General features: G+C 42.4%; 21 protein-coding genes. 8 read left to right on the top strand and 13 right to left on the bottom strand.

Annotated features, from left to right (window positions below; genetic code table 11):
• The first annotated feature begins 184 nt into the window (after positions 1-184).
• Positions 185-1177, top strand: a complete 993-nt coding sequence (ribF, locus tag F0475_RS04470) for a riboflavin biosynthesis protein RibF (RefSeq protein ID WP_155715658.1) — start codon at positions 185-187, stop codon at positions 1175-1177.
• Between the two features lie 15 nt (positions 1178-1192).
• Positions 1193-2014 (top strand): CPBP family intramembrane glutamic endopeptidase, encoded by an 822-nt coding sequence (locus tag F0475_RS04465; RefSeq protein WP_155715657.1) that lies wholly within the window; start codon positions 1193-1195, stop codon positions 2012-2014.
• Between the two features lie 242 nt (positions 2015-2256).
• On the opposite strand, the gene F0475_RS04460 is transcribed toward F0475_RS04465, so the two are convergent.
• The 3 genes from F0475_RS04460 to F0475_RS04450 form a co-directional block, all read right to left on the bottom strand.
• Positions 2257-2586 (bottom strand): heavy-metal-associated domain-containing protein, encoded by a 330-nt coding sequence (locus F0475_RS04460; RefSeq protein WP_009434844.1) that lies wholly within the window; start codon positions 2584-2586, stop codon positions 2257-2259.
• A 40-nt stretch (positions 2587-2626) separates the two neighbouring features.
• A complete protein-coding gene (locus F0475_RS04455) occupies positions 2627-4720 on the bottom strand; it encodes a TonB-dependent receptor plug domain-containing protein (protein WP_155715656.1) in 2094 nt (697 codons plus the stop codon).
• Positions 4721-4932: 212 nt separating this feature from the next.
• Positions 4933-5313 (bottom strand): hypothetical protein, encoded by a 381-nt coding sequence (locus F0475_RS04450; protein WP_234422957.1) that lies wholly within the window; start codon positions 5311-5313, stop codon positions 4933-4935.
• A gap of 62 nt (positions 5314-5375) precedes the next feature.
• Between F0475_RS04450 and F0475_RS04445 the strand changes: the two genes are divergently transcribed.
• Positions 5376-7106, top strand: coding sequence for a GH25 family lysozyme (locus F0475_RS04445; protein WP_155715655.1), 1731 nt, complete (start codon positions 5376-5378; stop codon positions 7104-7106).
• Between the two features lie 51 nt (positions 7107-7157).
• Here the strand turns inward: F0475_RS04445 and mnmA are convergent, their stop codons facing one another.
• From mnmA to F0475_RS04430, 3 genes are all read right to left on the bottom strand, one after another.
• On the bottom strand, positions 7158-8240 hold the full coding sequence (mnmA, locus tag F0475_RS04440; RefSeq protein WP_155715654.1) for a tRNA 2-thiouridine(34) synthase MnmA: 1083 nt from the start codon (positions 8238-8240) through the stop codon (positions 7158-7160).
• Positions 8241-8269: 29 nt separating this feature from the next.
• Positions 8270-9181 carry a YitT family protein gene (locus tag F0475_RS04435; protein ID WP_155715653.1) on the bottom strand — a complete coding sequence of 304 codons (912 nt, stop codon included), beginning with the start codon at positions 9179-9181 and terminating at the stop codon, positions 8270-8272.
• A gap of 236 nt (positions 9182-9417) precedes the next feature.
• Positions 9418-12114, bottom strand: coding sequence for a calcium-translocating P-type ATPase, PMCA-type (locus F0475_RS04430; protein ID WP_155715652.1), 2697 nt, complete (start codon positions 12112-12114; stop codon positions 9418-9420).
• A gap of 339 nt (positions 12115-12453) precedes the next feature.
• On the opposite strand from F0475_RS04430, the gene F0475_RS04425 reads away from it, so the two are divergent.
• Together F0475_RS04425 and F0475_RS04420 are read left to right on the top strand one after the other, a co-directional pair.
• Complete coding sequence (locus tag F0475_RS04425) at positions 12454-12756, top strand: type II toxin-antitoxin system RelE/ParE family toxin (protein WP_155715651.1); 303 nt, start codon at positions 12454-12456, stop codon at positions 12754-12756.
• Positions 12757-12951: 195 nt separating this feature from the next.
• The gene (locus F0475_RS04420) at positions 12952-13266 is read left to right on the top strand and encodes a helix-turn-helix domain-containing protein (protein ID WP_155715650.1); all 315 of its coding nucleotides are present in this window, start codon (positions 12952-12954) and stop codon (positions 13264-13266) included.
• A 231-nt stretch (positions 13267-13497) separates the two neighbouring features.
• Here F0475_RS04420 and aroB read toward each other — a convergent pair whose 3' ends face one another.
• Together aroB and F0475_RS04410 are read right to left on the bottom strand one after the other, a co-directional pair.
• Complete coding sequence (gene aroB, locus F0475_RS04415; RefSeq protein WP_155715649.1) at positions 13498-14544, bottom strand: 3-dehydroquinate synthase; 1047 nt, start codon at positions 14542-14544, stop codon at positions 13498-13500.
• A 52-nt stretch (positions 14545-14596) separates the two neighbouring features.
• On the bottom strand, positions 14597-15457 hold the full coding sequence (locus tag F0475_RS04410; RefSeq protein WP_155715648.1) for a hypothetical protein: 861 nt from the start codon (positions 15455-15457) through the stop codon (positions 14597-14599).
• Positions 15458-15630: 173 nt separating this feature from the next.
• Between F0475_RS04410 and F0475_RS04405 the strand changes: the two genes are divergently transcribed.
• On the top strand, positions 15631-18594 hold the full coding sequence (locus F0475_RS04405) for a TonB-dependent receptor (RefSeq protein ID WP_155715647.1): 2964 nt from the start codon (positions 15631-15633) through the stop codon (positions 18592-18594).
• Positions 18595-18911: 317 nt separating this feature from the next.
• Here F0475_RS04405 and F0475_RS04400 read toward each other — a convergent pair whose 3' ends face one another.
• The 3 genes from F0475_RS04400 to F0475_RS04390 all read right to left on the bottom strand — a co-directional run bounded on the left by F0475_RS04400 (position 18912) and on the right by F0475_RS04390 (position 20704).
• On the bottom strand, positions 18912-19550 hold the full coding sequence (locus tag F0475_RS04400; protein ID WP_155715646.1) for a thymidylate synthase: 639 nt from the start codon (positions 19548-19550) through the stop codon (positions 18912-18914).
• Positions 19551-19564: 14 nt separating this feature from the next.
• Complete coding sequence (locus tag F0475_RS04395; protein WP_155715645.1) at positions 19565-20395, bottom strand: DNA adenine methylase; 831 nt, start codon at positions 20393-20395, stop codon at positions 19565-19567.
• Positions 20396-20461: 66 nt separating this feature from the next.
• Entirely contained in the window at positions 20462-20704 is a 243-nt protein-coding gene (locus F0475_RS04390) for a hypothetical protein (protein ID WP_155715644.1), read from the bottom strand.
• A 224-nt stretch (positions 20705-20928) separates the two neighbouring features.
• On the opposite strand from F0475_RS04390, the gene F0475_RS04385 reads away from it, so the two are divergent.
• Together F0475_RS04385 and F0475_RS04380 are read left to right on the top strand one after the other, a co-directional pair.
• Complete coding sequence (locus tag F0475_RS04385; protein ID WP_155715643.1) at positions 20929-21930, top strand: tyrosine-type recombinase/integrase; 1002 nt, start codon at positions 20929-20931, stop codon at positions 21928-21930.
• A gap of 16 nt (positions 21931-21946) precedes the next feature.
• A complete protein-coding gene (locus F0475_RS04380) occupies positions 21947-22345 on the top strand; it encodes a leucine-rich repeat protein (RefSeq protein ID WP_155715641.1) in 399 nt (132 codons plus the stop codon).
• On the opposite strand, the gene F0475_RS04375 is transcribed toward F0475_RS04380, so the two are convergent.
• Both F0475_RS04375 and F0475_RS04370 read right to left on the bottom strand, forming a co-directional pair.
• Complete coding sequence (locus F0475_RS04375; RefSeq protein WP_155715639.1) at positions 22336-22665, bottom strand: hypothetical protein; 330 nt, start codon at positions 22663-22665, stop codon at positions 22336-22338. The genes F0475_RS04380 and F0475_RS04375 overlap by 10 nt on opposite strands.
• Positions 22666-23240: 575 nt before the next feature.
• Positions 23241-25199, bottom strand: a complete 1959-nt coding sequence (locus F0475_RS04370) for a leucine-rich repeat protein (protein WP_155715637.1) — start codon at positions 25197-25199, stop codon at positions 23241-23243.

Here is a 25199-nt window from a genome sequence, read left to right as displayed (position 1 = left end):
TAAGTAACTTTGCAAGGAGCTTTGCTAAGGAGAGCAAGGGGCTTTGTCAAGGAGTGTAAAGAGTGAAAGGAGCGAAAGAGAGGTAAGATAATAGTGCTGTTGAGGAGGATTGTTTGAAGAGATGGAAGAGGGGAGAAGGAGGACAGATAACTGTTGGAAGGATGGTAAATAGTGTATAAGGAAATTGGAAACGATATATATAAAGCAAGGAGAGAAGGTTGAGATAGGAGAGCTGGTAGCTACTATCGGCTTCTTTGATGGTGTGCATCGTGGGCATCAGTATCTGATAAGGAATGTGGTTGAAGAGGCGCATCGGGTAGGGATGGTGTCCGCTGTAATAACGTTTGATGAGCATCCTCGGCAAGTGTTGAAGGCATCATTGGGGAAGGAAGAGGATGTTAATAGCCGACCAGAATTGCTATCATCACTTAATGAGAAACTGCTGTTATTATCAAAGACAGGCATTGATAAAGTCATCGTGTTACACTTTGATGTCGCATTGGCAGACTTATCTGCACGCGAGTTTATGGAGGATGTCTTACGCAATCAACTGAATGTACGCAAGCTGTTTATCGGTTACGACAATCGTTTCGGGCATAATCGTTCGGAGGGATTCGATGATTATAAACGATACGGCGAGCAGTTAGGAATAGAGGTCATACACAATAATGCCTACCTTCCCGATGGTGAGAAGATTAGTTCGTCACAGATAAGGACGTATATAAAAGAAGGTGATATCGTGCGTGCCAATCACTATTTAGGTTACGATTACACCATCTCTAGCAAGATTGTGAGCGGCTTCCAGAACGGTCACAAGTTAGGTTTTCCCACTGCCAACCTCGATATCAACGCTTGCCAACAGCTCCTACCTATGCGTGGCGTATATGCTGTCATGGTTCAATTAGACCACTCCCTCGTATGGAAGCGTGGGATGATGAATATCGGTAAACGCCCCACATTCGATGGAACGAAAGAGACTTTAGAAGTAAACATCTTCAATTTCGAGGGCAATCTCTATGGGCAAGATGTCTCTATCCGATTCATCAGTAAGATACGAGATGAGCGTAAGTTCGATTCCCTCGAAGCCCTATCCCAACAGCTCGAACAAGACAAACATACCATCAACGAACTCTTCGATAGGCGTCATCCGATGGTTGATAACATAGTAGAACAATAATAAACAAGGAAGAATATGAAGTCAAGAGAATTATGGACAGCCGTTCTTTATACTATATTATTCGTAGCACTCTTCATCGTGTTGCAAGTTATTGCATTAGTAATTACCAATCTTACAGTTTCATTCATTAATGGAACTCCCTTCTTAACCACGATGAATGGTGCCAAAGATGGTACTTCGATAGCTCTCTCATCAGTGATTAGTAGTTTGTTAACCCTCCTCCTGTTCACTCGTACAAAGTGGGCACCAGTATCTAACATCTATCTCAAGTCACGTCCGTGGGGCGTTCTCCTTTGGGCAGCTTTGCTTGCTTTAGGTTCTATCCTCCCGATGGAGTTCATAGCAGAGAAGATTAATCTCACCATGCCCGAACAAACGGAAACAATGTTCCAAAGCATTATGGAGACATCATGGGGATATATCGCCTTAGGTATCATGGCACCATTGGCAGAGGAGGTAGTCTTTCGTGGTGGTGTACTCCGTGTACTTCTGAATGCAACGGGCAGTAAGAGTCACTGGATAGCTATCATCCTCTCGGCTCTCGTCTTTGGTTTCATCCACTTCAACCTGGCGCAGGGCGTCCACGCCTTCTTGCTCGGTTTGGTACTTGGATGGATGTATTATCGCACAAAGAGCATTCTGCCAGGGCTTATGTTGCATTGGATGAACAACACAGTAGCCTATGTGATGTTCCATTTAATGCCACAGATGAGCGACGGAAAGCTCATCGACTTCTTCCATGGAAGTGAGCGAATGATGTATGGCGGACTGTTTTTTTCGCTTTGCATACTCATCCCGTCCATCTTCCAATTAGCCCTTCGGATGAAGAAGGCATAACGACGAACCTTCTTATTCCGCAATGATAAGGGTGCATCAAATGTCCGTTAGGATTATTGATGCACCCCTTTTTTAGTCCTGTTACCTATGACCTCTTTCAGTCTCAGCCCATGAAACTCATTGTATCATACGTCTGAGACACAGCGTCTCACGTACGTGATACACACAGTCTCACGCCTTTGAGACACACAGTTTCAGTATATGGAACGCACAGTCTCAGTCTTGGGTAATGCTGCTGAGACTTACATGTTGTCACACTCTTCGCCCTCATGTACAGGAATCTTAGCGTCCTTTGTAGTCTTCACAGCCTTATAACCGAACTTCTCGAAAGCCTTTTGCAACTTCGCTTCATCCGTTTTCTTGGCATCATAAGTGATATAAACTTTCTGCTCTTCGGTGCTTGTCTTGATCTCTTTCACGCCTTTTTCAAAGCGGAGATTCCCCTTTACTTTGTTCTCGCAGTTGGCGCAGTGCATTTGAGGAGTCGTAGTGAAAATAACAGTCTTGAGCTCTTTTGCTGATGCAATCATGGCTACCATGAGAAGCACCAAAGTGATGATTGACTTTTTCATAATCCTATATTTTATATTTAGTAATTGATATGTTTGACTCTTATTGTAGTCGCTTTCCTAAGTTAAGACGTAAGCCCACGTATGCCATCGCACCTTGGATAGGACCATAGACCATCGTTGGTTCGAAGGTGTTCGACCATGGATTGTCATATCCGATGATAGGGTTCTTCTGCTTGAAGTTGGTTAGGTTCTCGCCACCAACATAGACCGAGAAGTGACGGAAGTGGCGTGTTATCTGTGCATTCACCTGCCCGTAAGCCTTGTAGGTGCGCTCCCATGATAGGTTGCCTGTCACTGGTGAGGTGTAAGGTTCGGGCATTCGTCCACCGCCATTGAGTGCTAATGTAGCATCGAACTGCCACAAACCTAGCGGCGTCTTATAGCTTGCGGTGAGCAAAGCCTTGTATCTGCTTTGCAGCGGTTTCCACATCAGTCGATTGTTGTAAGTCGCTTTGACGAGGTTATAACGATAAGCGGCTGTGAGGTCGAGCCCTTTGAATAACTCATAAGAGGCATCCACCTGGAAGGTGTGTGAGAAACTTTTGCCATTGAGATTGGTGATGTGCAGCTCCTGTGGGTTGGTATCGTAATCAACAAGCGTTTGTGAGATGAAGTGCGTGTAATAATATTCCGTATTCAACTTGAGTAACTTGTTGTTGATAGGGAAGGTGAAGCTTAGGCTTGCCCCATAGTTCCATGCAGCCTCCTGCTTGAGGTTGTCTATGATAAGGCGGCGTCCTGATGCCATGAGGAAATTGTTTTCAGCCAAAGCGTGAGGGCTTCGATAGCCCTTACCAGCCGATAGACGCATTGTAAGGAAGCTCGCTGGAACCCACTTCAGATGGAATCTTGGCGTGAAGAAGGTGCCATATATATTACTATGGTCAATGCGTAAGCCCGCCATAGCGATGAGTTTACCATTCAAGTTATAGGTGTATTGCGCATAAGCACCAGGTGTTGTCTCACTCTCAATGCCCCTCGTCATAGGATAGAGGTTGCCATAGTCAGACGGGTTATAGCCTGTTGGGAGTGTCAGTTGCTGGTGCAGATAGTCGTGATTGAGGCTCAATCCAGCCGATAGATTATGCTCTGGTGTGAAGTTCGTCTCGAATATCAATGAGGCATAAGCATTCTTTTCGTTGACGAAGTATTGCTTAATACCATATTGCGCATCCTGCTTGTGCATGGAAACGTTACCCATTAAGGCGATGTTCGTGCCGTGCTCAGGATTGAGAATGAGAGCGTGCTTCATGTAAGCCTCATAGCGGTCAGTTGCGATGTTGATGCGATAAGGTGTAGTCATAGCTGGCATTAAGGATGCGTGATGACTAACCTGTCCGCTCATTCTATCCTCTTTTAATAGTGACAAACCAGCGTGGAGCATGTAGTTGCCCGTCTTCCAGTACCATCGGTTCTGTAGGTTATATTGTCTCACTTGAGGGTCGTCTTGGAATCCATCCCCATTACCATCATGCCTACTCCAATTATTCTCGAAGTGTGCAAGAAGTTCCGTACTAAGGTTCTTGTTACCATTGATATGAATGTTACCATCCGCATTGGCTTCGAACTTCCCCATAGTACTTCCGTATAGATTAACGCTCATGCCCGTCTCATCCTCAGGTTTGACGTATTCGACGTTAATCTGTCCAGTCATGGCTTCATAGCCGTTCTTCACTGAAGAGTTACCCTTGCTCACCTGCATACTCTTCATCCAGTTGCCTGGTACATAGCCCAATCCGTAAGGTAAGGCAGCACCGCGAAAGTTAGGGAGGTTCTCTGTTAGCATTTGAACATAGGTGCCACTCAATCCGAGTAACTTCACTTGTTTTGCTCCAGTAGTGGCATCTGAGTAGTTGACATCTACTGAAGGGTTGTTGACGAAACTCTCTCCAAGGTTGCAGCATGCAGCTTTGAAGAGTTCATCACGTAGAATATCCTTTCCGTTGATAGCGCCCGCCAATGTGCGCACAGTCGCTGCCCTTGCTGTTACCGTCACGTTTGAAAGCGTTTGTTCTTTCAGTGTTGCAGTTGTGTCAATAGGGGTTGTTGTGGTGGAATCAATGGCCGTCTGTTGTGCGAAAGCCGTTGGAGTAAAGAGCAGCGCAAGCCCTGCAAGTTGTATTTTCTTATTCATATAAAGTCTTTAAAATGATGGTTTGAAATGAATCGTATGGCATTCTGTGTTGTTTAATGAGCCATACAATAATCCTTCGAGCCAACGAGAGAAACGTAGACGCATGATGGATAAGCCCATCAAGACATCCTCTTGGTTCCTAATAGTGCCTCGTTAAAGCTCTGATACGCCGATTGCGTCCCTTCTTGAAAGGGATTCAGAGAGACTTTATATCAAATAAGAAGTGTGGTAAGAAAGCGTAGATATTGCCTAGGCGGACTATGCCAAAGCAATGACAGCACTTTCTCTGGAGCCTTTGTCAATGTGGGCAAAGGCAATAACGAGCAACTTGTAACTAGTTGCGGGAGTAGAGATATTTGGATAGGATGCACCTTCTGTATAGAAGATTGTGCAGTATTTGTGGCAGACAAGCTCTTTACTTGCAGTTTCATGCAGTGCTTATTAGCCTCTTTCTTGCAATGTCCATCCCTCATGTTATCGGCTATAGACACATTACCAGTATGCTCACAAACCATTGTCAGCACACCAGAACCAATCCAAACAATCATCAGTGATAGTAGGAGGGAAAGTGTTATATTTACCGATTTTCTCATCTTTTGCGGGGCAAAGTTAGGTATTTATTAGTAACTTTGCAACGTTTTTAAAGGTTATTTAGATGTTTCGTTCGTTCTTTAACAGGAATTTTTACAAGGGTGTAAGCCTTATTCTCGTAGCTTCCCTATTGTCATCTATTGCCAGGCGTAACCTCTCGTTGACAAGAAGACATATACAAAGATGTGCCGTAGATGTGACTGAAAAGTCTTATTATCAGTTGGACGTTGATGGTAAACCTGCAGCTTATTTCTCCAATTATACCGACTCCACCTTTGTAGAGGGTAGTCTGCCAGGTGACTCCATACACTCACGTATGTCCGTAACAGAGGGCTATTGGGTGAATAAACTACCCATTTTGCCTTCTAGCTTTGGGCGTATAGCTGTGATAAGGCGCCATTATCCTTCCACAATTATCAATCTGAAGGATCAGAAGTTGCGTCAGGTATTGATGTACGCATTGATGAAGATGGATATAAAGTTAGTGGGTTTACAGTCCAAGCGCAATGAAACTGCCTATTATTTGCGTGTTCATAGTGTGCAAGACTATGGTTATAACAAGATTGCCGATTATCATACAGCGGTGGTTCATCAGATAGATTCATTGCAAAGGATTATACACGTTTTGCAAGATATAAAACCTACTGCACGTCTTCGAATCCGTCAAGTGAATCAATACACAGCGCGTGTATGGTATAAGCCAGGCGAGATAATGGTTTGTAATCGCTTGAATGATGAATCAAACCGATGGGCTCTTTGCTTGCAGACATCTGATTGTATGACTCCTTGGATGATCTCTTCACGCTTCGGCAGAGAGCGAGGAATGCAAGAGAGTTTGCGTAACTTCAAGGCTTATTCGCATCCTGTTCTTGGCTTTCCAGCAGGAGCTTTGATTGATTCTGCGGGTTATTACGTTGGCGAGCAACGAGGAGGAAAGGCTGAGGGGTATGGTCAGTATTATGGTAATGATGGTAGTTTTTATGATGGGCATTGGCAGGATGGCAAGCGAAATGGCTTTGGTATCAATGTTGCGCCACATGACTTTCTGAAGGTGGGGGAGTGGAAGAACAACGTATTTAAGGGCGAGCGTCTCACTTACAACGCTGATCGTATCTATGGTATAGACCTTTCTAAACATCAACATGAGAAGGGGGAGCAGCGTTACAGCATAGCTTGGAGCAAGTTAAGAATCACTCATCTCGGTACATTAAGTAGTAAGAAGGTGGAAGGGATAGTTGACTATCCTGTCTCATTCGCCTATGTTAAGGCTACAGAAGGGCGCACCTTGCTCAACAACTATTATTATTCTGATTACTTGGCAGCCCGTCAGCACGGAATTAGAGTGGGCTCTTACCACTTCTTCTCAACCTTGTCTTCGGGCTATATGCAGGCTAACTTCTTCTTAAAGAAAGCTCGATTCAGAAAAGGCGACCTACCACCTGTGCTCGACGTAGAGCCTACTGATGCACAAATCCATGCTATGGGAGGTGCTGAAGTGCTGTTCAAACAAGTGAGGATATGGATGTCTATGGTATTTAAACATACGAGTCATCGCCCTATACTCTATATCAGTCAGTCGTTTGCCAATCGTTATATGCCCTTAGCCCCCGACCTTGGTGATAACTATCTCGTGTGGATTGCGCGTTATGGAGAGTATAAACCTAACTTCAAACTAGCTTACTGGCAGCTTAGTCCTGATGGAAAGGTGCGTGGTATTCATGGTGATGTTGATATCAACGTGTTTAATGGGTATAGCAATCAATACGAAGACTTCTTAAAGAGACATTGCTTTTGAATGTCGCTTTAAGAAGTTATAAATAATTGTGTGACACGATTAAAATGCGCCTTAGAGAGTAATCTCTCCAGAGCCAAAGCAGCGGTAGTGCTGCTCATCATATATGACACAGAACTGTCCGGGGGCAACTCCATGAATACTCTCTGTAGAATGGATGAGGCACTTCCCATCGCTTAGTTGCTCTACGGTAGCCGTGTGATACTCCGGTGTATGGCGTATCTTGAAAGTCACCTTAGCAGGTAGTTCTGTGATACCTTCGGTTAAGAAGTGGAAATCATGCAGTGGGAAGTCCTTCTTATAAGCTGTTGCTGGATCATAACCATGGCTTACATAGAGAATATTCTGCGCCACATCCTTCTTAACAACGAACCAAGGACCACCTCCAAGACCCAATCCTTTGCGTTGTCCGATGGTGTGGAACCATAGTCCACGGTGCTCACCAATCTTCTTACCGGTCCCTAATTCGATGATGTCCCCCATCTGTTCCCCCAGATAACGACGTACATACTCATTGTAATCAATGTTACCAAGGAAGCAGATACCCTGTGAGTCCTTCCTACGAGCATTGATTAAGTGTTCCTGTTCGGCAATTTCTCTCACCTCATTCTTCGCATAATGCCCTATAGGGAATATCGCTTTCTTTAGTTGCCAATCGTATATTTGTGCTAAGAAGTCGGTCTGGTCTTTTACAGGGTCAGGACTTGTTGTAAGCCATTTACGCCCATCAATCCATTCAGTCTGCGCATAGTGCCCCGTTGCTATTAGGTCATAATCATGCCCCATCTTCGCATCGAAGGCACCAAACTTTATGAGTCTGTTGCACATCACATCAGGGTTTGGAGTGAAACCAGCCTTTACCTTTTCCATAGTATAGCTCGTTACCTGATCCCAATACTCCTTATGACAATCGATGACCTGCAACTTGCAGCCATAACGATGCGCCACGGAAGTAGCCATCTCCAAGTCTTCTTCAGAGTTACAATCCCATTCCTCCTTCTCTTCTGGTCCTATCTTAATATAGAAACAATCGGGGTGTAAGCCCAGTCGAGCAAACTCATATACGACGACCGAGCTATCTACACCGCCAGAGAGAAGCACTGCGATGCGTTTATCTTTTATCTCCTGAATATCCATTCTATAATCCTTTCCTATCTAAAATACCGTCAGGCTTGTACCTGTTCTTCGGTTATCTTCTTGCGATGTGATACCTTCATACGATCAAAGCCAACGCCATACACACCATTAACAGCCCCTTGTGAAACGAATGCGTTAGGGTCTATTTCATCAATGAGTTGGTAGATGGCACGTGCTTCCGAACGCCTTGCTATGATGAAGAGCATCTTCAATTCCTTACCTGTATAGAACCCTTGTGCATTGATGATGGTACATCCACGAGGTACATCGTTATTGACTGCTGTTCCTATCTCTGCCCAGTGCTCTGATATAACAAAGAACTGAACGGAACCTCGCATACCGTTGATCAAGTAATCAACAACGTATGTCATGACAAAGAGAACGATATATCCATAGATCACTTTCTCCCAATTATTCAATACGAGATAACTTGAGCTAATGATGCAAAGGTCGCATGCCAAGATGACACGACCTAGTGAGATGTCACGGTACTTATGTATCATTGCAGCCACAACATCCGATCCGCCAGAGCTTGCATTGTACTGTAATGCGATGGCAACACCAGCTCCTAATAGTACACCTCCTACTACACAGGCAAGGAAAGGTTGGTCGGCAAAGAGTGCATGACCTGCGAACACCTGTCTAAAGAACGATGTAAAGATGGCAAAGGTGACCACTGCAAAGATAGTTCTAATGCAGAACTTCCATCCAAGAATCCTCAAAGCAATAAAGAGTAAGATACCATTAATTGCCAAGTAGGTATATTGAACGGGAATGTCCAAACCCCATTGGATAACAGAGGCAATACCCGCAATGCCACCAATTGTAATCTTGTGAGGTAAGAGGAAGGCGCACCATCCAAAACTACCAAGCAACATTGCAAAAGCAATCACTAAGAACTCCCATACGTCTCTTAGCTTGTTTTTTCTTTTTCTGACCATGTGTTTATCGATAAATAGTATTTTGCAAAGATAGTGAAAATATAATGAAAATCAAGTTGCAGGATGTTTTTTTCATAATTATGAGATGTTCTTTCTCTTGTAAGAGAGTCTTTTCCCCAATCAAAGAGACGCCCTTTTCATTGTGAAGAAAGCCTTTCCTCATAGCAAGAAGAGCCTCTCTTTGCGTGAAAGAAAGGCTCTTCTGTTTATTAGTTGATATTCTCTTTGATTTGTGACTATTGCTTGTTTCGTTTGTTGAAGAGGCGGAATAACTCTCCGATCCATAGAACGGCAGAGGTTGAAGTGACGATGATCAACCAATCAGAAAGGCTAAGGGGAGTGACGTTGAACATCCTTCCACCACACTGCACAATGATAATCTGCCCCACAAATATCAACAAGGCTATACCCCCAAAACCCTTACAACCTTTCAAGTGGAAGGCACTACGTCCTGTTGCAAAGGCTCGCGCATTAAACATATTCCAGAACTGTATCATCACAAAGAGTGTGAAGAAGATGCTCAACTCATGGTCAGTTAGTCCTTGATTTCCCATATTCTTCCATGTAAGGAAGTCGGTCATCGAATGAATAGGAGCATGTTCCAGCATATAAAGCAATGTGAGTAGGATTACAAAGAACAAACAACCAACACCGATAATGAGTCTTGTCATTGCTGGATTAATAATGAAAGACTTGCGGTTGCGAGGCTTATCATGCATGACAGATTCCGATGGTGGAAGGGAGGCGAGAGCCATTGCTGCGAAGGTATCCATAATGAGGTTGACCCATAACATTTGAGTTACTGTCAGTGGACTCTGCGTCCCCATCAATGCACCTGCTAGAACGATAAGACAGGCAGCAACGTTTACTGTCATCTGAAAAAGGATGAATCTCTGGATGTTCTGATAGAGTGATCGCCCCCACATTACCGCACGACCGATAGAACGGAAGGAGTTATCAATGATGGTGATATCGGATGCTTCTTTCGCAACATTCGTCCCATCGCCCATTGATAAACCCACGTGTGCAGCTTTGAGAGCTGGTGCATCGTTTGTTCCATCGCCCGTAACTGCTACGACTTGATGCTGAGCTTGCAAGGCTTCAACCAATCGCTTCTTATCCATTGGGCGTGCGCGGGCTATGATCTTTAGGTTGTTTACGCGTTTAGAAAGTTCTTCGTCACTTAGAGCTTCAAACTCCGGACCTGTTATCACACAGTTATCACAATCCTTCCTAGTCCATAGTCCCACCTGTCGACCTATCTCTTTTGCTGTTCCCGGGGTATCGCCTGTGACAATCTTAACATCTATACCAGCATCAAGACATTCCCGAACGGCAGCAGGAACCTCCTTACGAACAGGGTCGGAGATGGCTACGATACCTTGGAAAGTTAATCCTTTCCCTGTTTGTTTGATGGTGTCGAGGAGGGTTGGGATTACCCCCTCGTGTAAGTTGTCATCGTCGATGAGCATACAAGCAAAGCCTAATGTGCGCATAGCTTGGTTCTGCCAGGTTAACAACTGGTTGCTAATTTCATCCCACGAACGATTCCCCATGATAGAAGAACAATAGTTACGGATGATGTCAGTTGCACCTTTTATATATAAGATGGTCTTCCCCGGAAGTTGAGCAGAGCGCACCAAGGTTCCCATGCACTTGCGTTCTGTTGAGAAAGGAAGTTCGTCTATAACCTCAGCCTCTGTGCGCAACTGACGGTAATCATAGCCCTGATCATTTAACCAAAGTAGGAGTGCACCTTCTGTTGGGTTGCCTAAGGCGGTTGGGTGATGAGTATCAGTGAAATCGAGAGACGCTGTTGAGTTCACAGCAATAGCCTCTCTTGCTAACGCCCTGTGCTCTTCAGTCTCCCTGTCAATAGCCATTTCACTCACACGCATTTGATTCTGCGTTAGCGTTCCAGTCTTATCTGTACAAATGACAGTCGTTGCTCCCATTGTTTCGCAAGCGTGCATCTTGCGCACAAGATTATTTGTTTTTAGCATACGACGCATTGAATAAGCCAAAGAAAGCGTTACCGCCATAGGTAATCCTTCGGGAACAGCAACGACGATAAGCGTCACGCAAATCATTATTGAGTCTAGGAGATATTGCAGGAAGTGTACCCAATCGAAGGAGAAGTTCGAGAAGAACATGATAATGCGGGCAATGAGAATGAGGGCGGCAATGGTGTAGCTAGCCCAAGTAATAAGTTTGCCCAATCGTTCTAATTGCTCGGTAAGAGGTGTCTTAACGCTGTTATCAATCTGAGAAGCTACGAAAACCTTACCATTTTCGGTATTATCTCCAATCTTTTCAACGCGGAATAAACCATGACCTTCCATCACCTTTGTTCCACGAAGGACATAGTTTGTTGGGAATGTTGCGTCTTTATCGAAATCAGCTTCATGTGTACTCTTATGGCAGATAGGCTCTCCTGTGAGAGAAGACTCGTCTATGTTGAGAGAGATAGCTTGTAGTAACACTCCATCAGCAGGCACTTCAGAGCCCGTGTTGAGCCTGACCACATCGCCAACCACAACCTCTCGCTTTGTTATTTGGGTGGTGTTGCCATTTCGAATGACCTCCACAGGTTCTTCGTCATTGACTTGGTTGAGAACAGAAAAGGCCTTGTTCGCTTTCTCCTCGAAGAAGAATGCCATGCCAGTAGCCAATAGTATGGCGATAAAAATGCCTACTGGCTCGAAAAACACCTCTGTTCCTTCATGCAAACCATAGTATTCATAGAAAGAGATAGCGATAGAGAGAATGCCAGCAACAAGTAGAATGATAATCAGAGGATCCTCAAATTTCGTTATAAAACGCTTCCACATAGGCTCTTTCGCAGGTGGTGTGAGGAGGTTTTCACCGTACTTCTGCCTACTTGCTAACACCTCTTGATCATTAAGCCCGTTAATTATCTTCTTCTCTTTCATAATGTCTTTGTGTATGAGACAACGGCGACAAAAGGGAACATGTTTGCCTTTTAGCTGTTGTACTTGGGCTGCAAAGATACAAAGAAAAAATGATATTCGGCGACAGAAGGGAACATGTTTACAATCAAGTGGAACTTCCACTTGATTGTAAATAATCAGATAGTAGTATTCTTGTTTATAGTATTTTAGATGTGAGGAATTAGTGGGGGAGGGGCTTGGTATTATCTTTTATGGAGGAACTTGTTTAAAGCCTTTAGTATAAATTATGGTCAAAAAAAGAAAGAGAAAGGTTACATATATGGAAACTAATGCTTATCTTTGTAGCAGACAATCAATAACATGGAACGAGAAGCAAGATTTAAGATAGCCTATATGCAGGATGCAATAGACTTCTTAACCCTCTTACCACAGAAAGCAAGGGTCAAAGTGGTATACAATATAGGTAAGAGTATGTTCGTACTCGACAATAGTTTGTTTAAAAAACTGGGTAATACAGATATATGGGAGTTCCGAACTCTATATGATGGGATGGCTTATCGCCTGTTTGCTTTTTGGGATACAGATGCAGAGACATTGGTTGTTGCTACGCATGGCATTACAAAGAAAACGCAAAAGACGCCTTTAGTAATGATAAAAAAATAACTTGGTATTTTTTTCTCTCTCTCCATGAAACCATATAGTTCCATTTCTGGAGTTTTTCATCAATTGAATACACTGCTCAAGACCGATGCCTCGGCTCCGAAAATGTACCAAGTTATTTTTTAATCATTACTTAAAAGAAATAAAGAAGGCTGAGGAAAAGCGAAAAGAATATTTTAATAATAAGCGAAGAAAATAATGGGACAGGAGAAGTTATATACACATGAGGATATGCTTGACACCGTTTTGGGCAAGCAAGGGACTGTTTTGCGTGATGAATACGAGTCTGACATGAACTCGTTCCTTATGGGAGAAGCCATAAAGAAAGCTCGCCAGTCACGGCATTTAACACAAGAGCAGTTAGGAGAACTTATGGGTGTTAAGAAAGCGCAAGTATCACGTATTGAAGGAGGACGTAATCTTACATTCACTACTATCGCTCGCGCCTTTAAAGCAATGGGGATTAGTGCATCTTTTGAAGCGCAAGGAATAGGGCGTATAGCATTGTGGTAAAGATGATATCGTACTATTGGTAAAATTGAAGGGAATCATTTTTGCTGTCATTCCTGTCATCTTTTCATAGTATATAAGGCATTAGTAATCAATGATATAGTGTAAATGTTAAAACTGACAGCAAATGAATTTCACACTTAATTAGCGGTTGTATGTACTATAAATGAGCTGGTTTTGTATTACTAAGATGGTTAAAAATACCTTTTATAAGCTGGACTTACGAACATAAGTCTACCCTTCACGGAAAAAGTCGAGTGCTTCCTTAATGTCATTCTCTGTGATGGTTTGATTGATGCGGATATCTCCAATACCACCAAGGAGCGTTACATTGATTTCATTACCACGATTCTTTTTATCGTGGTGCATGAGTTCTATAAGCTCAGGATAGTCGTTGCAGGTGATAGGAAGACTTCCATAATACGATCGAATGAAGTTTACTATTTGGCGCATGCGCTCTGTGGGGAAGTCTGTTCGTGTCGTTGCAAGATATAGTTCCGCAATCAGTCCAAAGGCGACAGCGTATCCATGCAAGACAGGTTGGCGCTTCATTGCCCATGACTCGAACGCATGTCCAAAGGTGTGACCGAGGTTTAAGGCTTTACGAATACCCTTTTCGTGTGGGTCTTCAGCAACGATACGTTCCTTAATGTGTACACTCTTATCCAGCATGGAGGCTAGTTGACGAAGATTAGGTTGTGCTAGATTGAAGTTGATGAGTTCTGCCCACATCGTTTCATCAGCTATCAAACCATGTTTGAGCATCTCGGCATAACCGCTGCGAATATTTTCTTCATCAAGTGTTCGGAGCCAGTTGGTATCAAGCAATACAAATTCAGCATCATTAAAGACTCCTATCTCGTTCTTTAACCCACCAAAGTTGATACCCGTTTTACCTCCAACACTTGCATCCACCATGGCAAGTAAGGTTGTTGGAATATTGATGAAGTTAATTCCCCGTTTGTAGGTTGAAGCAGCAAAACCACCTAAGTCGGTTACCATACCACCTCCAAGGTTGATGAGTAGACTATGGCGTGTGGCTTTCCCTTGCTGTAATGATTCCCATACATGGACGAGTGTGTCAAGATTCTTACGTCTGTCAGTTGCACCAATAACAATTGTTTGGGCATCTTTCAGACATAAATAATCCTTGACAAGAGCCCAACAGAGTTTGTTAGTAGTCTCATCTACGAGAACAAAGATTCTATCATGTTCACATTCAGTAATGGCTTCTGCCAATTCTGTCTTGAGATGTCTTGATATGATGACACGCTGTTTCATAAACTATCTCTTTACTTCCAATCCGTATAAAAACTTGTCCTATCTGTGCAAGTTATTGCATATTGATAGATTGCTTGAAGTCATTTGTGAGGAAGTTTGCTATTCGGAAGTAAGGTACGAACACCTCTATTTCGTCTCCTTGATAAGTAAATTGTATACAATCAGGGCATACGAAAGTTAGTCCCTTATCGCCAACAATGATTTTATCAGGCATCTTGGAGAGTAGGTTGTATTCCTCATTTTGAACCTTCATAATCCTCTTTATTTCTTTATTTAGAACTTGTACGAGCTGGAGACTATGTGGGTTTTTAAGGATGTCTTTCTTTCGAAGTATCTTTTGTACACGCTTGTCATAGGTGATACCTTTAGTAGAGGTTTCTATATAATCACCAGTTCCTCCACCCCAATTAACCATACGTTTCAATATGAATTGGACGAAATTAGGATTATGACTCTTCACTCTTTTTAATGTAATCTCTTCTCCTGGATTGTATGGACCGCACTCATCTATCATTCCCAGCCTCCAATACTCTGCCATAGCTGATTGTATATCAGGACATGATTTACCAAATATGAGAATCATTAGATGGTCTTGTAAGATAGGTAATTGTGTAACTCCATTGAGGTAGACTGGCCATTGCAGGTTAAGACTCTTGTGTCCTACATTGTAAGTGGGGTCATCCTGTCCTTCGTCAGTTCCCCAATCAGTATTTAGTTGGTAACGTTCCGTCTTCTTGTAAGTAACAAATCGGTCAGGTTGCGCTACCACTTTTTCGGGAGCACTCTTATCAACTAAGACGATAGAAGCAGCACTATCATTTGTAGGGTTGTTATCCACTTTCTTCGTTGTATTATTGCATGAAGATAAGACAAAGGAAATTAATATACCTGTGATGAATACTTTATGTTTCATACTCCTTTATGTTTAGTTGTATCGCATTTAATTGTTATTAGTTAAATTAACTATCAACTGCAATGTTACAAAAAATAATTGTAAATGTCTTATATAAGCTGTTAAAAGTGAAGATTAAGGTTAAACTTCTTATATGTTTAACCATCATATAAATCAGTTAATGAAATAGTTTTATGGTAAAAAGATTATTCTTGTTTGTATTCTTGTCGTTTAGTAGCATCACACTACTTGCACAGAATAGAACGATAACAGGTTCTCTTTTTGATGGAGAAGTGAAGGAGAAAGTTCCTTTTGCAGTTGTCCAGTTGTTGAAGATGGATAGCACCTATGTTGTTGGAGCTACCTCCGATGAAAGTGGTAATTTCAAAGTGACAGCTCCAACGAATGGCAGGTTTATTCTGAAGGCATCCTATGTTGGTTATAAAACAATCTTTCAGAATGTTACGATTGCAAATGATCAAGATGTTGCTATAGGGCAACTCGATTTTCAAGTGGATACGCACACGTTGAAAGAAGTTAAGGTTGTTGCAAGTGCACCAAAGGTAGTTGTGAAGGCTGATACCTTTCAATACAATGCGTCGGCATTCCGTGTTGCAGAGGGGTCGACTATAGAAGCCTTAGTAAAAAAGCTACCAGGAGCCGAGGTGTCGGACGATGGTACGATAAAGATTAATGGTAAAGAGGTCAAGAAAATACTCATTAATGGTAAGGAGTTCATGACTGGTGATACTAAAACAGCACTCAAGAACCTCCCCACCTCTATAATAGATAAGATTAAAGCATACGACCAGAAGAGTGATTTGAGTCGTGTGACGGGTATTGATGATGGCAACGAATCGACTGTACTGGACTTTGGTGTTAAGGCTGGAATGAACAAAGGCTTCTTCTCAAACATTGACCTTGGAATAGGAACCAAGCATCGTTATTCAGAGAAGGCAATGGCAGCTTATTTCAATGATAAGTTCCGAATGATGGGCTTCTTGTCTGCTAATAATGTCAACGATATGGGCTTTGGTGGTGGTCCTCGTGGCGGATGGGGTGGCATACGTCAAGGATTGAATGCTACAAAGATGGTTGGTTTGAATATGAACTATGATAATGGTAAAACCTTACAATGGGATGGTAGTGTTCGTTGGAATCATTCTGATGGTGACTTGAATACCCGTGTATCAATAGAGAACTTCGTTGCGTCACAAGGTTCATACGCCAATCGTCGCTCGCAGGAATATACTCGTGAGAACTCTTGGGATGGTCGTTTCCGTTTGGAGTGGAAACCTGACTCTATGTGGAATATCATGTTCCGACCTAATATCCGACTATCAAAGAATGATGGACAGGTTGTTAGTAAGTCGGCAGCTTACAATACCGACCCATACGAAAGTGTGGATGATTCATTGTTGGCAACAGCTATTGCACAGTTAGAAGCACAAGGTGTAATGGTGAACAATCAGCATAATACAACCATTTCTTATGGTGATAACAATGCTTTGGGTGCTATGCTCCAAGTGAATCGTCGCTTGAGTCAGAACGGACGAAACGTTACCCTGCGTGTGGATGGCGATTATAGTGATGCAGATTCGAAGACTTTCTCAACACAAGACTTACAATACTTTCAGTTGAGAGATGCGCTGGGGAATTATAAAACCTATCGTGCTTATCGTTATAACCTTATGCCAACAAAGAGCTGGGATTACGCTTTGCAGGCTACTTATAGTGAACCACTTGCACGGAAGACATACTTACAATTCAGTTATCAATTCAAATATGGCTTCTCAAAGAGCGATCGTGATACTTATGATTTCTCCTCATTGCCATCTGGAACATTCGGTAGTTTGAAGCCAGCTTATCGATCATGGGATAATTATCTAGGTTTATTAACGAATCCTTTGCCAAGTTATTTAGATTCTAATTTAAGCCGTTATTCAGAGTATCGAACCTATACTCACGATATGCAAGTGATGTTGCGAATGTTACATACAAAGTGGAAAATGAATGTCGGAATGAAGTTACAACCACAACATTCTACCTATATGCAGGATTATCTAGGTGTACATGTTGATAATAAACGATCAGTGGTGAACTGGAGTCCAACGTTCGATTTCCGCTATAAATTCAATGAGCAAAGTAACCTGCGTATCAATTATAATGGCACGGTCTCGCAACCATCTATGACGCAGTTACTTGATATTGTCGATAATACTGATCCACAGAATATATCGAAAGGTAATCCTAATTTGAAGCCAGCCTTTACTAATAAGTTCCGCTTGTTCTACAATGCCTTTAGGCAAAAACATGCGCAGTCAGTGATGACTTTTGCGGACTTCTCTACTACACGTAACGCCATTGGAAACAGTGTTACGTATGATGGAACGACGGGAGCTCGTACAGTACAACCAGTCAATGTGAATGGTAATTGGGATGCAAATGCTGCTGTGATGTTTAATACAAGTATTGATTCTGCAGGTGTATGGAATGTTAATACGTTCACACGAGGCAGTTTCAATCGTTACGCTAGTTATTTACAACAGAATGCAACAAGTGCCGTTGAGAAGAATATCACTAAGTCTTTGACACTTGGCGAACGCTTATCAGCTAGTTATCGCACATCTTGGCTAGAACTAGCATTGGATGGTTCGGTTGATTACACACACTCTAAGAACAATCTCCAAAGCCTCAATAACTTGAGTACATGGCAATTCTCTTATGGTGGAAGTCTTATCTTCTCCTTGCCTTGGAACATGAGTTTATCTACTGATTTACATCAGAATAGCCGTCGAGGATATAATGATGCGGCACTAAACACGAATGAGTTGTTGTGGAATGCACAGCTTTCTCAGAGTTTGTTAGCGGGTAATGTTTTGACATTGAGCTTACAGTTCTATGACATTTTACATCAACAAAGTAACCTCTCACGCACTATCAATGCTGTAAACAGAACCGACACGGAATATAATAGTATAAATAGTTACATCATGTTCCGTGCTACTTATCGATTGAATCTATTTGGTGGCAAGAATGCTCCAAAGCCCAAGGATCGTGGCTTCGGACGCCCTAATTCAAATATGCCACCACCTCCTCCTGGTGGTGGCTCAATGGGAGGTGGTCGCCCACCAATGGGTGGTCCTGGTGGCTTCTAAGTAGATAAAAGGAACAAGAGCCCCTTTCTACTAATTGCTTTAGACAGAAAAGGGGACATATTCTTTAAGACATAGTAACAAAGGAACGTGAAAGAGATAGTAACATATTCTTTAAACATAATGACTCTAACATATTCTTTAGACATAATGACAGAGAGACATATTCTTTTAATGACATATCCTAAATCCCGCAAAACGAAATGTGATGCAGTTATAAAACGAAATGCGAATTTTCTGTGTAAAACGAAATGTGATAATATTGAATGCACGCACAGAAGAAAAAGTCAGACTTTGGATTTCCCAGTCTGACTTTTTCGTTATACATTGAGTTCAAATCTAATATCATCGTTTCCAGCAAGCAATTCCTTTGTATGTTCTATGTTGCTTTGATATATATGTACATTGGCAAGATTAAGTGTTATAGACCTCAACGGGAGATCTATTTGTCGAGATATCAAATAGAGATGATAGATGTCTGCAGGAAGACCTAAGTTAGCATCAGAGCTGCGTTGATAAGCAGATACAACGAGTTCCCCTTCATCTATCTGGAACTGTACAAGACTTAGGCATGGAGCTTGATTGCTCTCTGCATTTGTTTCTCCAAGGAATAATACATAATTCTTACTATTGCGCTTCTCACGGTTTATCTTCTCTATCAATGGAGGCAACTTCTCTAAATATGTAGGATAACTATTGACAAGAATTGAACCGCAATAATCCCACCAAGCAATACCGACTTCACGATACTTCTCTACCTGGCGTTCACCCTGCATGAAGAGTTGCAGTTCATTACGTAGTTTCTTGCGTGCGATACCATGCGTCTCAAATATATCAAGTAGGTCCGAAGGTGTTAGTGTCAGCCGTTCATTTAGAAGATATTTAATTTCTCCCTTTTTGTTATGCTGCATACGACCATCTTGCAGTATTTTATCTAATATTTCGTGGTATTTATTCATCGTTTGAATGGTGTTTAAATGGCGTTCGTATAGAGCATGATGTCTGTGTAGGAGGAGTTATAATTCATGTGGGCATTGAACTCTCGGCGGTGACAATTCTGGAAGGGGTTGCCGATCAGTTTGTTTTTGCCTACCCATTCACAAAGTTCTACGATGGAGGATTTGTTCGATGTGAAGTAAATAAAGCGGTGACCAGCGAGGATAGTAAGCACATCGAGGTAATCAGATAGCTTCCAATACATCTTGTATGTCGAGCTGTCTGTGCTGAGATATGGAGGGTCTACAAGGAAGACGACGTTAGGAGTATCCTTGTAGCTATTGAAGACCTCTTTGTAGTCGCATGACGTGATGGTTAGTCCGTCGAAGTAGTCTCTGCATAGAGGATAATTCGTTGCCTTGATGTTATTGTACAAGGTCTCTTTCTCTAAATCCTCATAGCTTGTTGCATACTTCATTGAGAAAAGTAAGGAAGAGGACAACGTTATGTAGTCTACGTATCCGTATAAACATTCATGCTCACGTATCAGTGTTAGAACTTGCTCACGTTCCTTTCCCTGTATCGGTTTATGTCGTGGCACACTAATAACGCCTCTTAATCTTGTAAGGAGTTCGTTGGTCTGTGGAATATGCTCCAAGCGGTATTGATAGCCATCGAAGTCATTATATACCACGGTGGCTTTGGGTTTTTGACACTTGGCGATGTGTGATAAAAGACCACTACCACCGAATAAGTCTACGAAGGTTGTATTGTCAGGGAACTGCTGGAGTACCTTAATATACTCCTTAGCAAACATCCGCTTCTGTCCCTGAAATGGAAGCGGTGCTGATAAATATTGTTTTCTCATTGTCTCACTTATTTTGCACGGCAAAGGTCGCAATATTTATTGAGCCAAGAGAAAAGCGAGAGCAAGTCATACTGCAAGCGTTTTGCAGTCACTTTGGAAGCGTCTAATCAAATCATACACTTTGCGTTCACTTACGGCATACTTATCTGATAGATGTGCTACGATATATGATACTTTCTCGCCATGTTCAATCAATGCCATATAATCAGTATATAAGTCTACATACGCTTCATCTTCCAAGCGTATACCAGCCGTTTTGAGCTTTTTTATTAGCTCACGGTTAAATTTCAATACTTCTATTATCTTCATTATCCTAAATTTTACTACCTTTGCAATATCTCACTTACATTTAACGAATAAAGCGAACCTGCGACAAGGGTATTTGCCCCCAGTCGTACGGGTTCGCTCGTTCGTTAATACGTAGGTGAGATGACTATTAACAGGCTGGGGGCTTTTTATTTTTCACCTGCAGCCTGCTAATAGACTACAAAGGTACTGAATTTTTGGGCAGGTTGTCCTCAAAATTCAAAGAAATGAATCTCAAAGAGCTTATTCAAAACTTAACAGCACAGCTTAAAGGGCATAATGCGCTAATACAAATTCAAGTTGATGGGAAATACGTCATCAAGCATATTGGTGACGTCAACAAATTGGTCGATAACCCTACTCTGATTGCATACAAGGAGGATAGCTCTTTTCTTGAATGGATGGAAGGTGAGATTGAAAAAGAGACATACACAGCTGGGACGATTGCGAATCATAAGGCTGCGCTGGCAGTGCTAAGGCGGTTTAAGAAAAATATAACCTTCACTCAGATTGATTATAAATGTATATACGATTTTGAGAACTTCCTAAAGAATGCAGGGTATGCGATAAACACCATAGCTAAGTTTATGAAGATTTTTCGTCGATTCGTTAATCTCGCTATCGACGAGGAACTGATGACAGTCTATCCTTTTCGCAAGTATCACATAAAAACAGAGAATGTACAGAAGCAATCGCTGACAGAGAGAGAACTGAGGCGGATTGAGGAGAAGGAGGTAAAAGAAGACTTGACTGAAGAGGAGAGAAAGGTGATTAAAGGTTTTTTATTCAGCGTCTATTCTGGTCTTCGATTCTCAGATATCGTGCAAGTAACTAAGCAGCATATTAAGAACATCTATCGGAACAAGTGGGTGGTGATGCGTATGCAGAAGACTGACCACGAGGTGCGAATACCTATCTCCAAGATGTTTGGAGGTAAGGCTACTGCAATGGTACAAGAGAACAAGACCACTACTGGTAAATTGTTTCAGTTGCCTTGTAACGCACGGTGCAACCTGGTTCTCAAGCGTGTGCTCAAACGATTTAATATCCACAGACACATTACCTTTCACTGCGCAAGACATACGTGTGCAACAGTGTTGCTGAGTAAAGGAGTGAGCTTACCTATTATACAACATATATTAGGTCATCAGAGCATCAAGACTACTCAGGTGTATTCTGCTGTGAAAGACACAACGATTAATAAGGAGATACGAAGAGCGTTTAGGTGAGGGTTCCATCGGGACTATGTTTAGAGGTGGGTCGTTTGAATCGCTGAAAGAACTTGGTATGTTTGGAGCTGTCGAGCTGAGTAAGGAAGCCTTCAAAAATACAACAGTAAAAGAGTCTATTGTTATACCTGAAGGTTGCACGGACGTAGCGACAGGAGCCTTTGATAATGCCACAGTAAGAACGATAGAGCTACCTTCTACTGTATCTTTTCTCTCGGGTACTTGCTTTCACGAAGCACGTATCGACAATCTGATTTTCCATGGAACTCAGCCCCCTCGAATATTTGGATATTGGGAGTTCTTTGGAGCGAAGATAAAACACATATATGTTCCTGATAAAAGTGTAGATTCTTATCGTTCTGCTAATCTCTCACCATGGTTAGAATATGAACCGCTTAGTAAGTATCATTCGTAAAGCTCACTCATAGGGAGTATTTCTTTAGCGAACTTGCTATAAAAAGAAACTTGTTTATAAAGATAAACACTTTCGTCTGGAACATATAGCACCGCATCTTTGTTGACATACCAAAAGAAATATGCAGAAGGGTCTGTGTTCTCAGGAGGAGTTTCTGCATGTAGTATAACTCGCTTCAACGAACGAGCACCATTAATTACCATTCCAAAAGTAAATCGTATATCCTTACTTAATATAACTATTTCTTCGACATCATAACAATTCGTAAGTAATCCACCGCTTACCTCCTTAAGAGAGCTTGGATAAACTACACGCTTCAAACGCTTACAGTCTCTGACATGGGCAAAGTTAATCCGTTCCCAATGGTGTAGAAAACTTAGGTCTAAATTCTTGATAGAATCTTTGCCGATAAATACAGTCCCGATGGGATTAAAATAGCATTTAAATACCGTTTTAATCCCATCGGGACTGTGTTCACAAATCGTACCATAAAAGGGTTTACGGAGCTTCAATATTTCACTGATTTGAGAAAAGAGGTAAAACCTTTTGGCGAAAAAGGAGCCTTCGAAAGTTCTATATTTGGAACAATATCTCTTCCAGAAGGATTAACCTTTGTTCCTAAATCTATGTTTCGTTTTAGTCAAGGGGAGTGTGTTATAATACCCTCTTCTGTAATAGCTATAGATGAGGGTTCATTTAACAGTGCGAGAATAAAGAGCTTAGTCCTCAAGGGCAGTAACTATATCGACATAATAAGATATTGGGGCATTCTTTACGCAAGAATAGACACTCTTTATGTAGCTTCTCATTTAGTCGAAACATACAAGCAAAGCACTAAATGGAATAGTCAGGCTATGCAAGGTTACTTGGGGAACATTCTACCACTCAGCGAGTATCATCCTTGATACTCACTGAGAGGTGCAAATGGAATCCAATTTCCCCATTTTGTACGATATAGTTCAATAGATTCATCAGGAACATAGACTTTTCCCATACGTATCTTCCCGCCAAATTCTTGATAGCCATATAACTTAGGCGGAGTTTTAGAGCGAAAAATTATATTCTTAGTTTTACTGCTATGAAAACACGTGCTAGCTAAATACGTGACAGACGCAGGTATATCTATCGTATCAATGGTAGCGTTGAAAAAGCAACCGTCTGACACCGCTTTACAACTGCTCGGATAGATTAATACTCCTGAGACAACAACATTCTTGAAGGCTCCTTTTGATAATTCACTTGCTCCGAAAAATCCAATCTCTCTTAGTGAAGTAAATTCTTTATTTGCGAACATAGTCCCGATGGAACTAACAGCAGCAGCTTCCTCCATAGAGAGCTCTCCGTCACCGTCTTTATCCCAGTTTTCAACGCAAATACGCTTCACCTCAGGGTCTTCGAAGCGAATCCACCACTTAGCGATGTTCAATTTAAGTTTTGGGTAATGAGTCATCAGCGCATCGTAGGTGTCACGGTATGCACCTGTGGAGAGATTGATAGTGCCGTCGAGAACAGGGTAAGGGTCATTGCCGTACTGACCCTCTGCATCGATACCCTGATATGTACCGTCTACAAGCTGGGAGAGTTTGTCAAAGGCTCGTCCGTCCGTGAAGGTCTCGTTGAAGCCGACACAGCGCACGTAGCGCAGAGCGTGAGGAACTTGTCCTACTTGTGCATCCATGATGTCGATGAGTTTCTTCACTGGCTGAAGGTTGTCACAACCGCTTACAAAGTAACTCATAACGTTAGGAGCGCAACCTTCTGTGTTGCAGTGCTCGTTCGTGAGTTTATCGAGGTTCTTTAATTCGACGTATGAGGTAGTAGCCGGATAGTCAACCTCCTCGAGAGCAGCACCATCCGCAAAGTGTGCTTCGGTGAGTGATGAGCCACCAGCGAGGAACTTACGCAGACGGAAGTTACTACGCATATCGAGTGAACCTCCAAGGGTCGAGATGTTCTGTACATCAATCTCCTCTAAGGAGGTGGTATTACCGAGCGTAAGCGAAGAGATAAGTATCTTCACCTTCTGCTCGTTCTCATCACCAAGTTTCAGACGCTTCAATCGCTTACCGATAATAGAGAGTGCACCGTTAATTACATACGAACTCCAATCTCCAATATCGAGCAGGTAGTCAGCTGACTTGACAGAGAGCTGCTGGTCGGACGTGCCGTTAATATCGACTATAATCTCACAAGCCTTACCAGCGTCCGTGCGAGCACCACGCATAATTGTGGTACCGTACGCAATAGTAGGGTACAGTTTCATTGCAGGTGTCAGACGAAGAACAATAGAATTAGTCGTAGCGTCTGCCTGTGCGGAGGTACGAACAGTAATCGCACCTTCAGCAGTCTTTGCATCGTAGTCACCAAAAGAATACTTAGACATAAGATATTGGATGCGCTTCTTTACCCACGCAACCTCAGGAGATTGACCATCACCAAGCGACTGACCAAGAGGGTCGGTATCGTTCGTGTATGTTCCTTGCAGCATGGCAAGTTTCATCTTCTCGTAGAGTTTTCCATCCTCATTGTAAAGCATAGATGAGAATTTATCAATCACAGAAAAATAGTACTTCTCAAAAAACGCAAAGAGTTTTTGCTGGTGCGTTCCCTTCTGAAGACCGCCCAACTCCTCCATCTTCGCAAGCATACGACGCATCATTTGCGCCCGTTCCTCAGGGTATGCCTGCTCCATCAAGTTCCATAGTACGGACTTTTCTCCATTCCACACAGGCGTACCGTCCTCGTATGTATCGTGATATTCCACCGAGTAGGGTTTCTTCATCAATCCTTGATTAATGACTGTGAAGATAGTATCCAAGTCATCCTGACGAAATTTCCATTTACTTTTTGCCAT

Source organism: Prevotella vespertina, from assembly GCF_009728485.1.
GTDB classification, from domain to species: Bacteria; Bacteroidota; Bacteroidia; order Bacteroidales; family Bacteroidaceae; genus Prevotella; species Prevotella vespertina.
Note: the sequence above shows the minus strand (reverse complement) of the source record. Positions and strands in the feature narration are given on the sequence as shown.

Excerpts from the sequence above, each read along its gene's own strand:
- F0475_RS04465 (WP_155715657.1), top strand. The coding sequence starts at position 1,193 with ATGAAGTCAAGAGAATTATGGACAGCCGTTCTTTATACTATATTATTC.
- F0475_RS04460 (WP_009434844.1), bottom strand. The coding sequence starts at position 2,586 with ATGAAAAAGTCAATCATCACTTTGGTGCTTCTCATGGTAGCCATGATT.
- F0475_RS04455 (WP_155715656.1), bottom strand. The coding sequence starts at position 4,720 with ATGAATAAGAAAATACAACTTGCAGGGCTTGCGCTGCTCTTTACTCCA.
- F0475_RS04450 (WP_234422957.1), bottom strand. The coding sequence starts at position 5,313 with ATGAGAAAATCGGTAAATATAACACTTTCCCTCCTACTATCACTGATG.
- F0475_RS04445 (WP_155715655.1), top strand. The coding sequence starts at position 5,376 with ATGTTTCGTTCGTTCTTTAACAGGAATTTTTACAAGGGTGTAAGCCTT.
- mnmA (WP_155715654.1), bottom strand. The coding sequence starts at position 8,240 with ATGGATATTCAGGAGATAAAAGATAAACGCATCGCAGTGCTTCTCTCT.
- F0475_RS04435 (WP_155715653.1), bottom strand. The coding sequence starts at position 9,181 with ATGGTCAGAAAAAGAAAAAACAAGCTAAGAGACGTATGGGAGTTCTTA.
- F0475_RS04430 (WP_155715652.1), bottom strand. The coding sequence starts at position 12,114 with ATGAAAGAGAAGAAGATAATTAACGGGCTTAATGATCAAGAGGTGTTA.
- F0475_RS04425 (WP_155715651.1), top strand. The coding sequence starts at position 12,454 with ATGGAACGAGAAGCAAGATTTAAGATAGCCTATATGCAGGATGCAATA.
- F0475_RS04420 (WP_155715650.1), top strand. The coding sequence starts at position 12,952 with ATGGGACAGGAGAAGTTATATACACATGAGGATATGCTTGACACCGTT.
- aroB (WP_155715649.1), bottom strand. The coding sequence starts at position 14,544 with ATGAAACAGCGTGTCATCATATCAAGACATCTCAAGACAGAATTGGCA.
- F0475_RS04410 (WP_155715648.1), bottom strand. The coding sequence starts at position 15,457 with ATGAAACATAAAGTATTCATCACAGGTATATTAATTTCCTTTGTCTTA.
- F0475_RS04405 (WP_155715647.1), top strand. The coding sequence starts at position 15,631 with ATGGTAAAAAGATTATTCTTGTTTGTATTCTTGTCGTTTAGTAGCATC.
- F0475_RS04400 (WP_155715646.1), bottom strand. The coding sequence starts at position 19,550 with ATGAATAAATACCACGAAATATTAGATAAAATACTGCAAGATGGTCGT.
- F0475_RS04395 (WP_155715645.1), bottom strand. The coding sequence starts at position 20,395 with ATGAGAAAACAATATTTATCAGCACCGCTTCCATTTCAGGGACAGAAG.
- F0475_RS04390 (WP_155715644.1), bottom strand. The coding sequence starts at position 20,704 with ATGAAGATAATAGAAGTATTGAAATTTAACCGTGAGCTAATAAAAAAG.
- F0475_RS04385 (WP_155715643.1), top strand. The coding sequence starts at position 20,929 with ATGAATCTCAAAGAGCTTATTCAAAACTTAACAGCACAGCTTAAAGGG.
- F0475_RS04380 (WP_155715641.1), top strand. The coding sequence starts at position 21,947 with ATGTTTAGAGGTGGGTCGTTTGAATCGCTGAAAGAACTTGGTATGTTT.
- F0475_RS04370 (WP_155715637.1), bottom strand. The coding sequence starts at position 25,199 with ATGGCAAAAAGTAAATGGAAATTTCGTCAGGATGACTTGGATACTATC.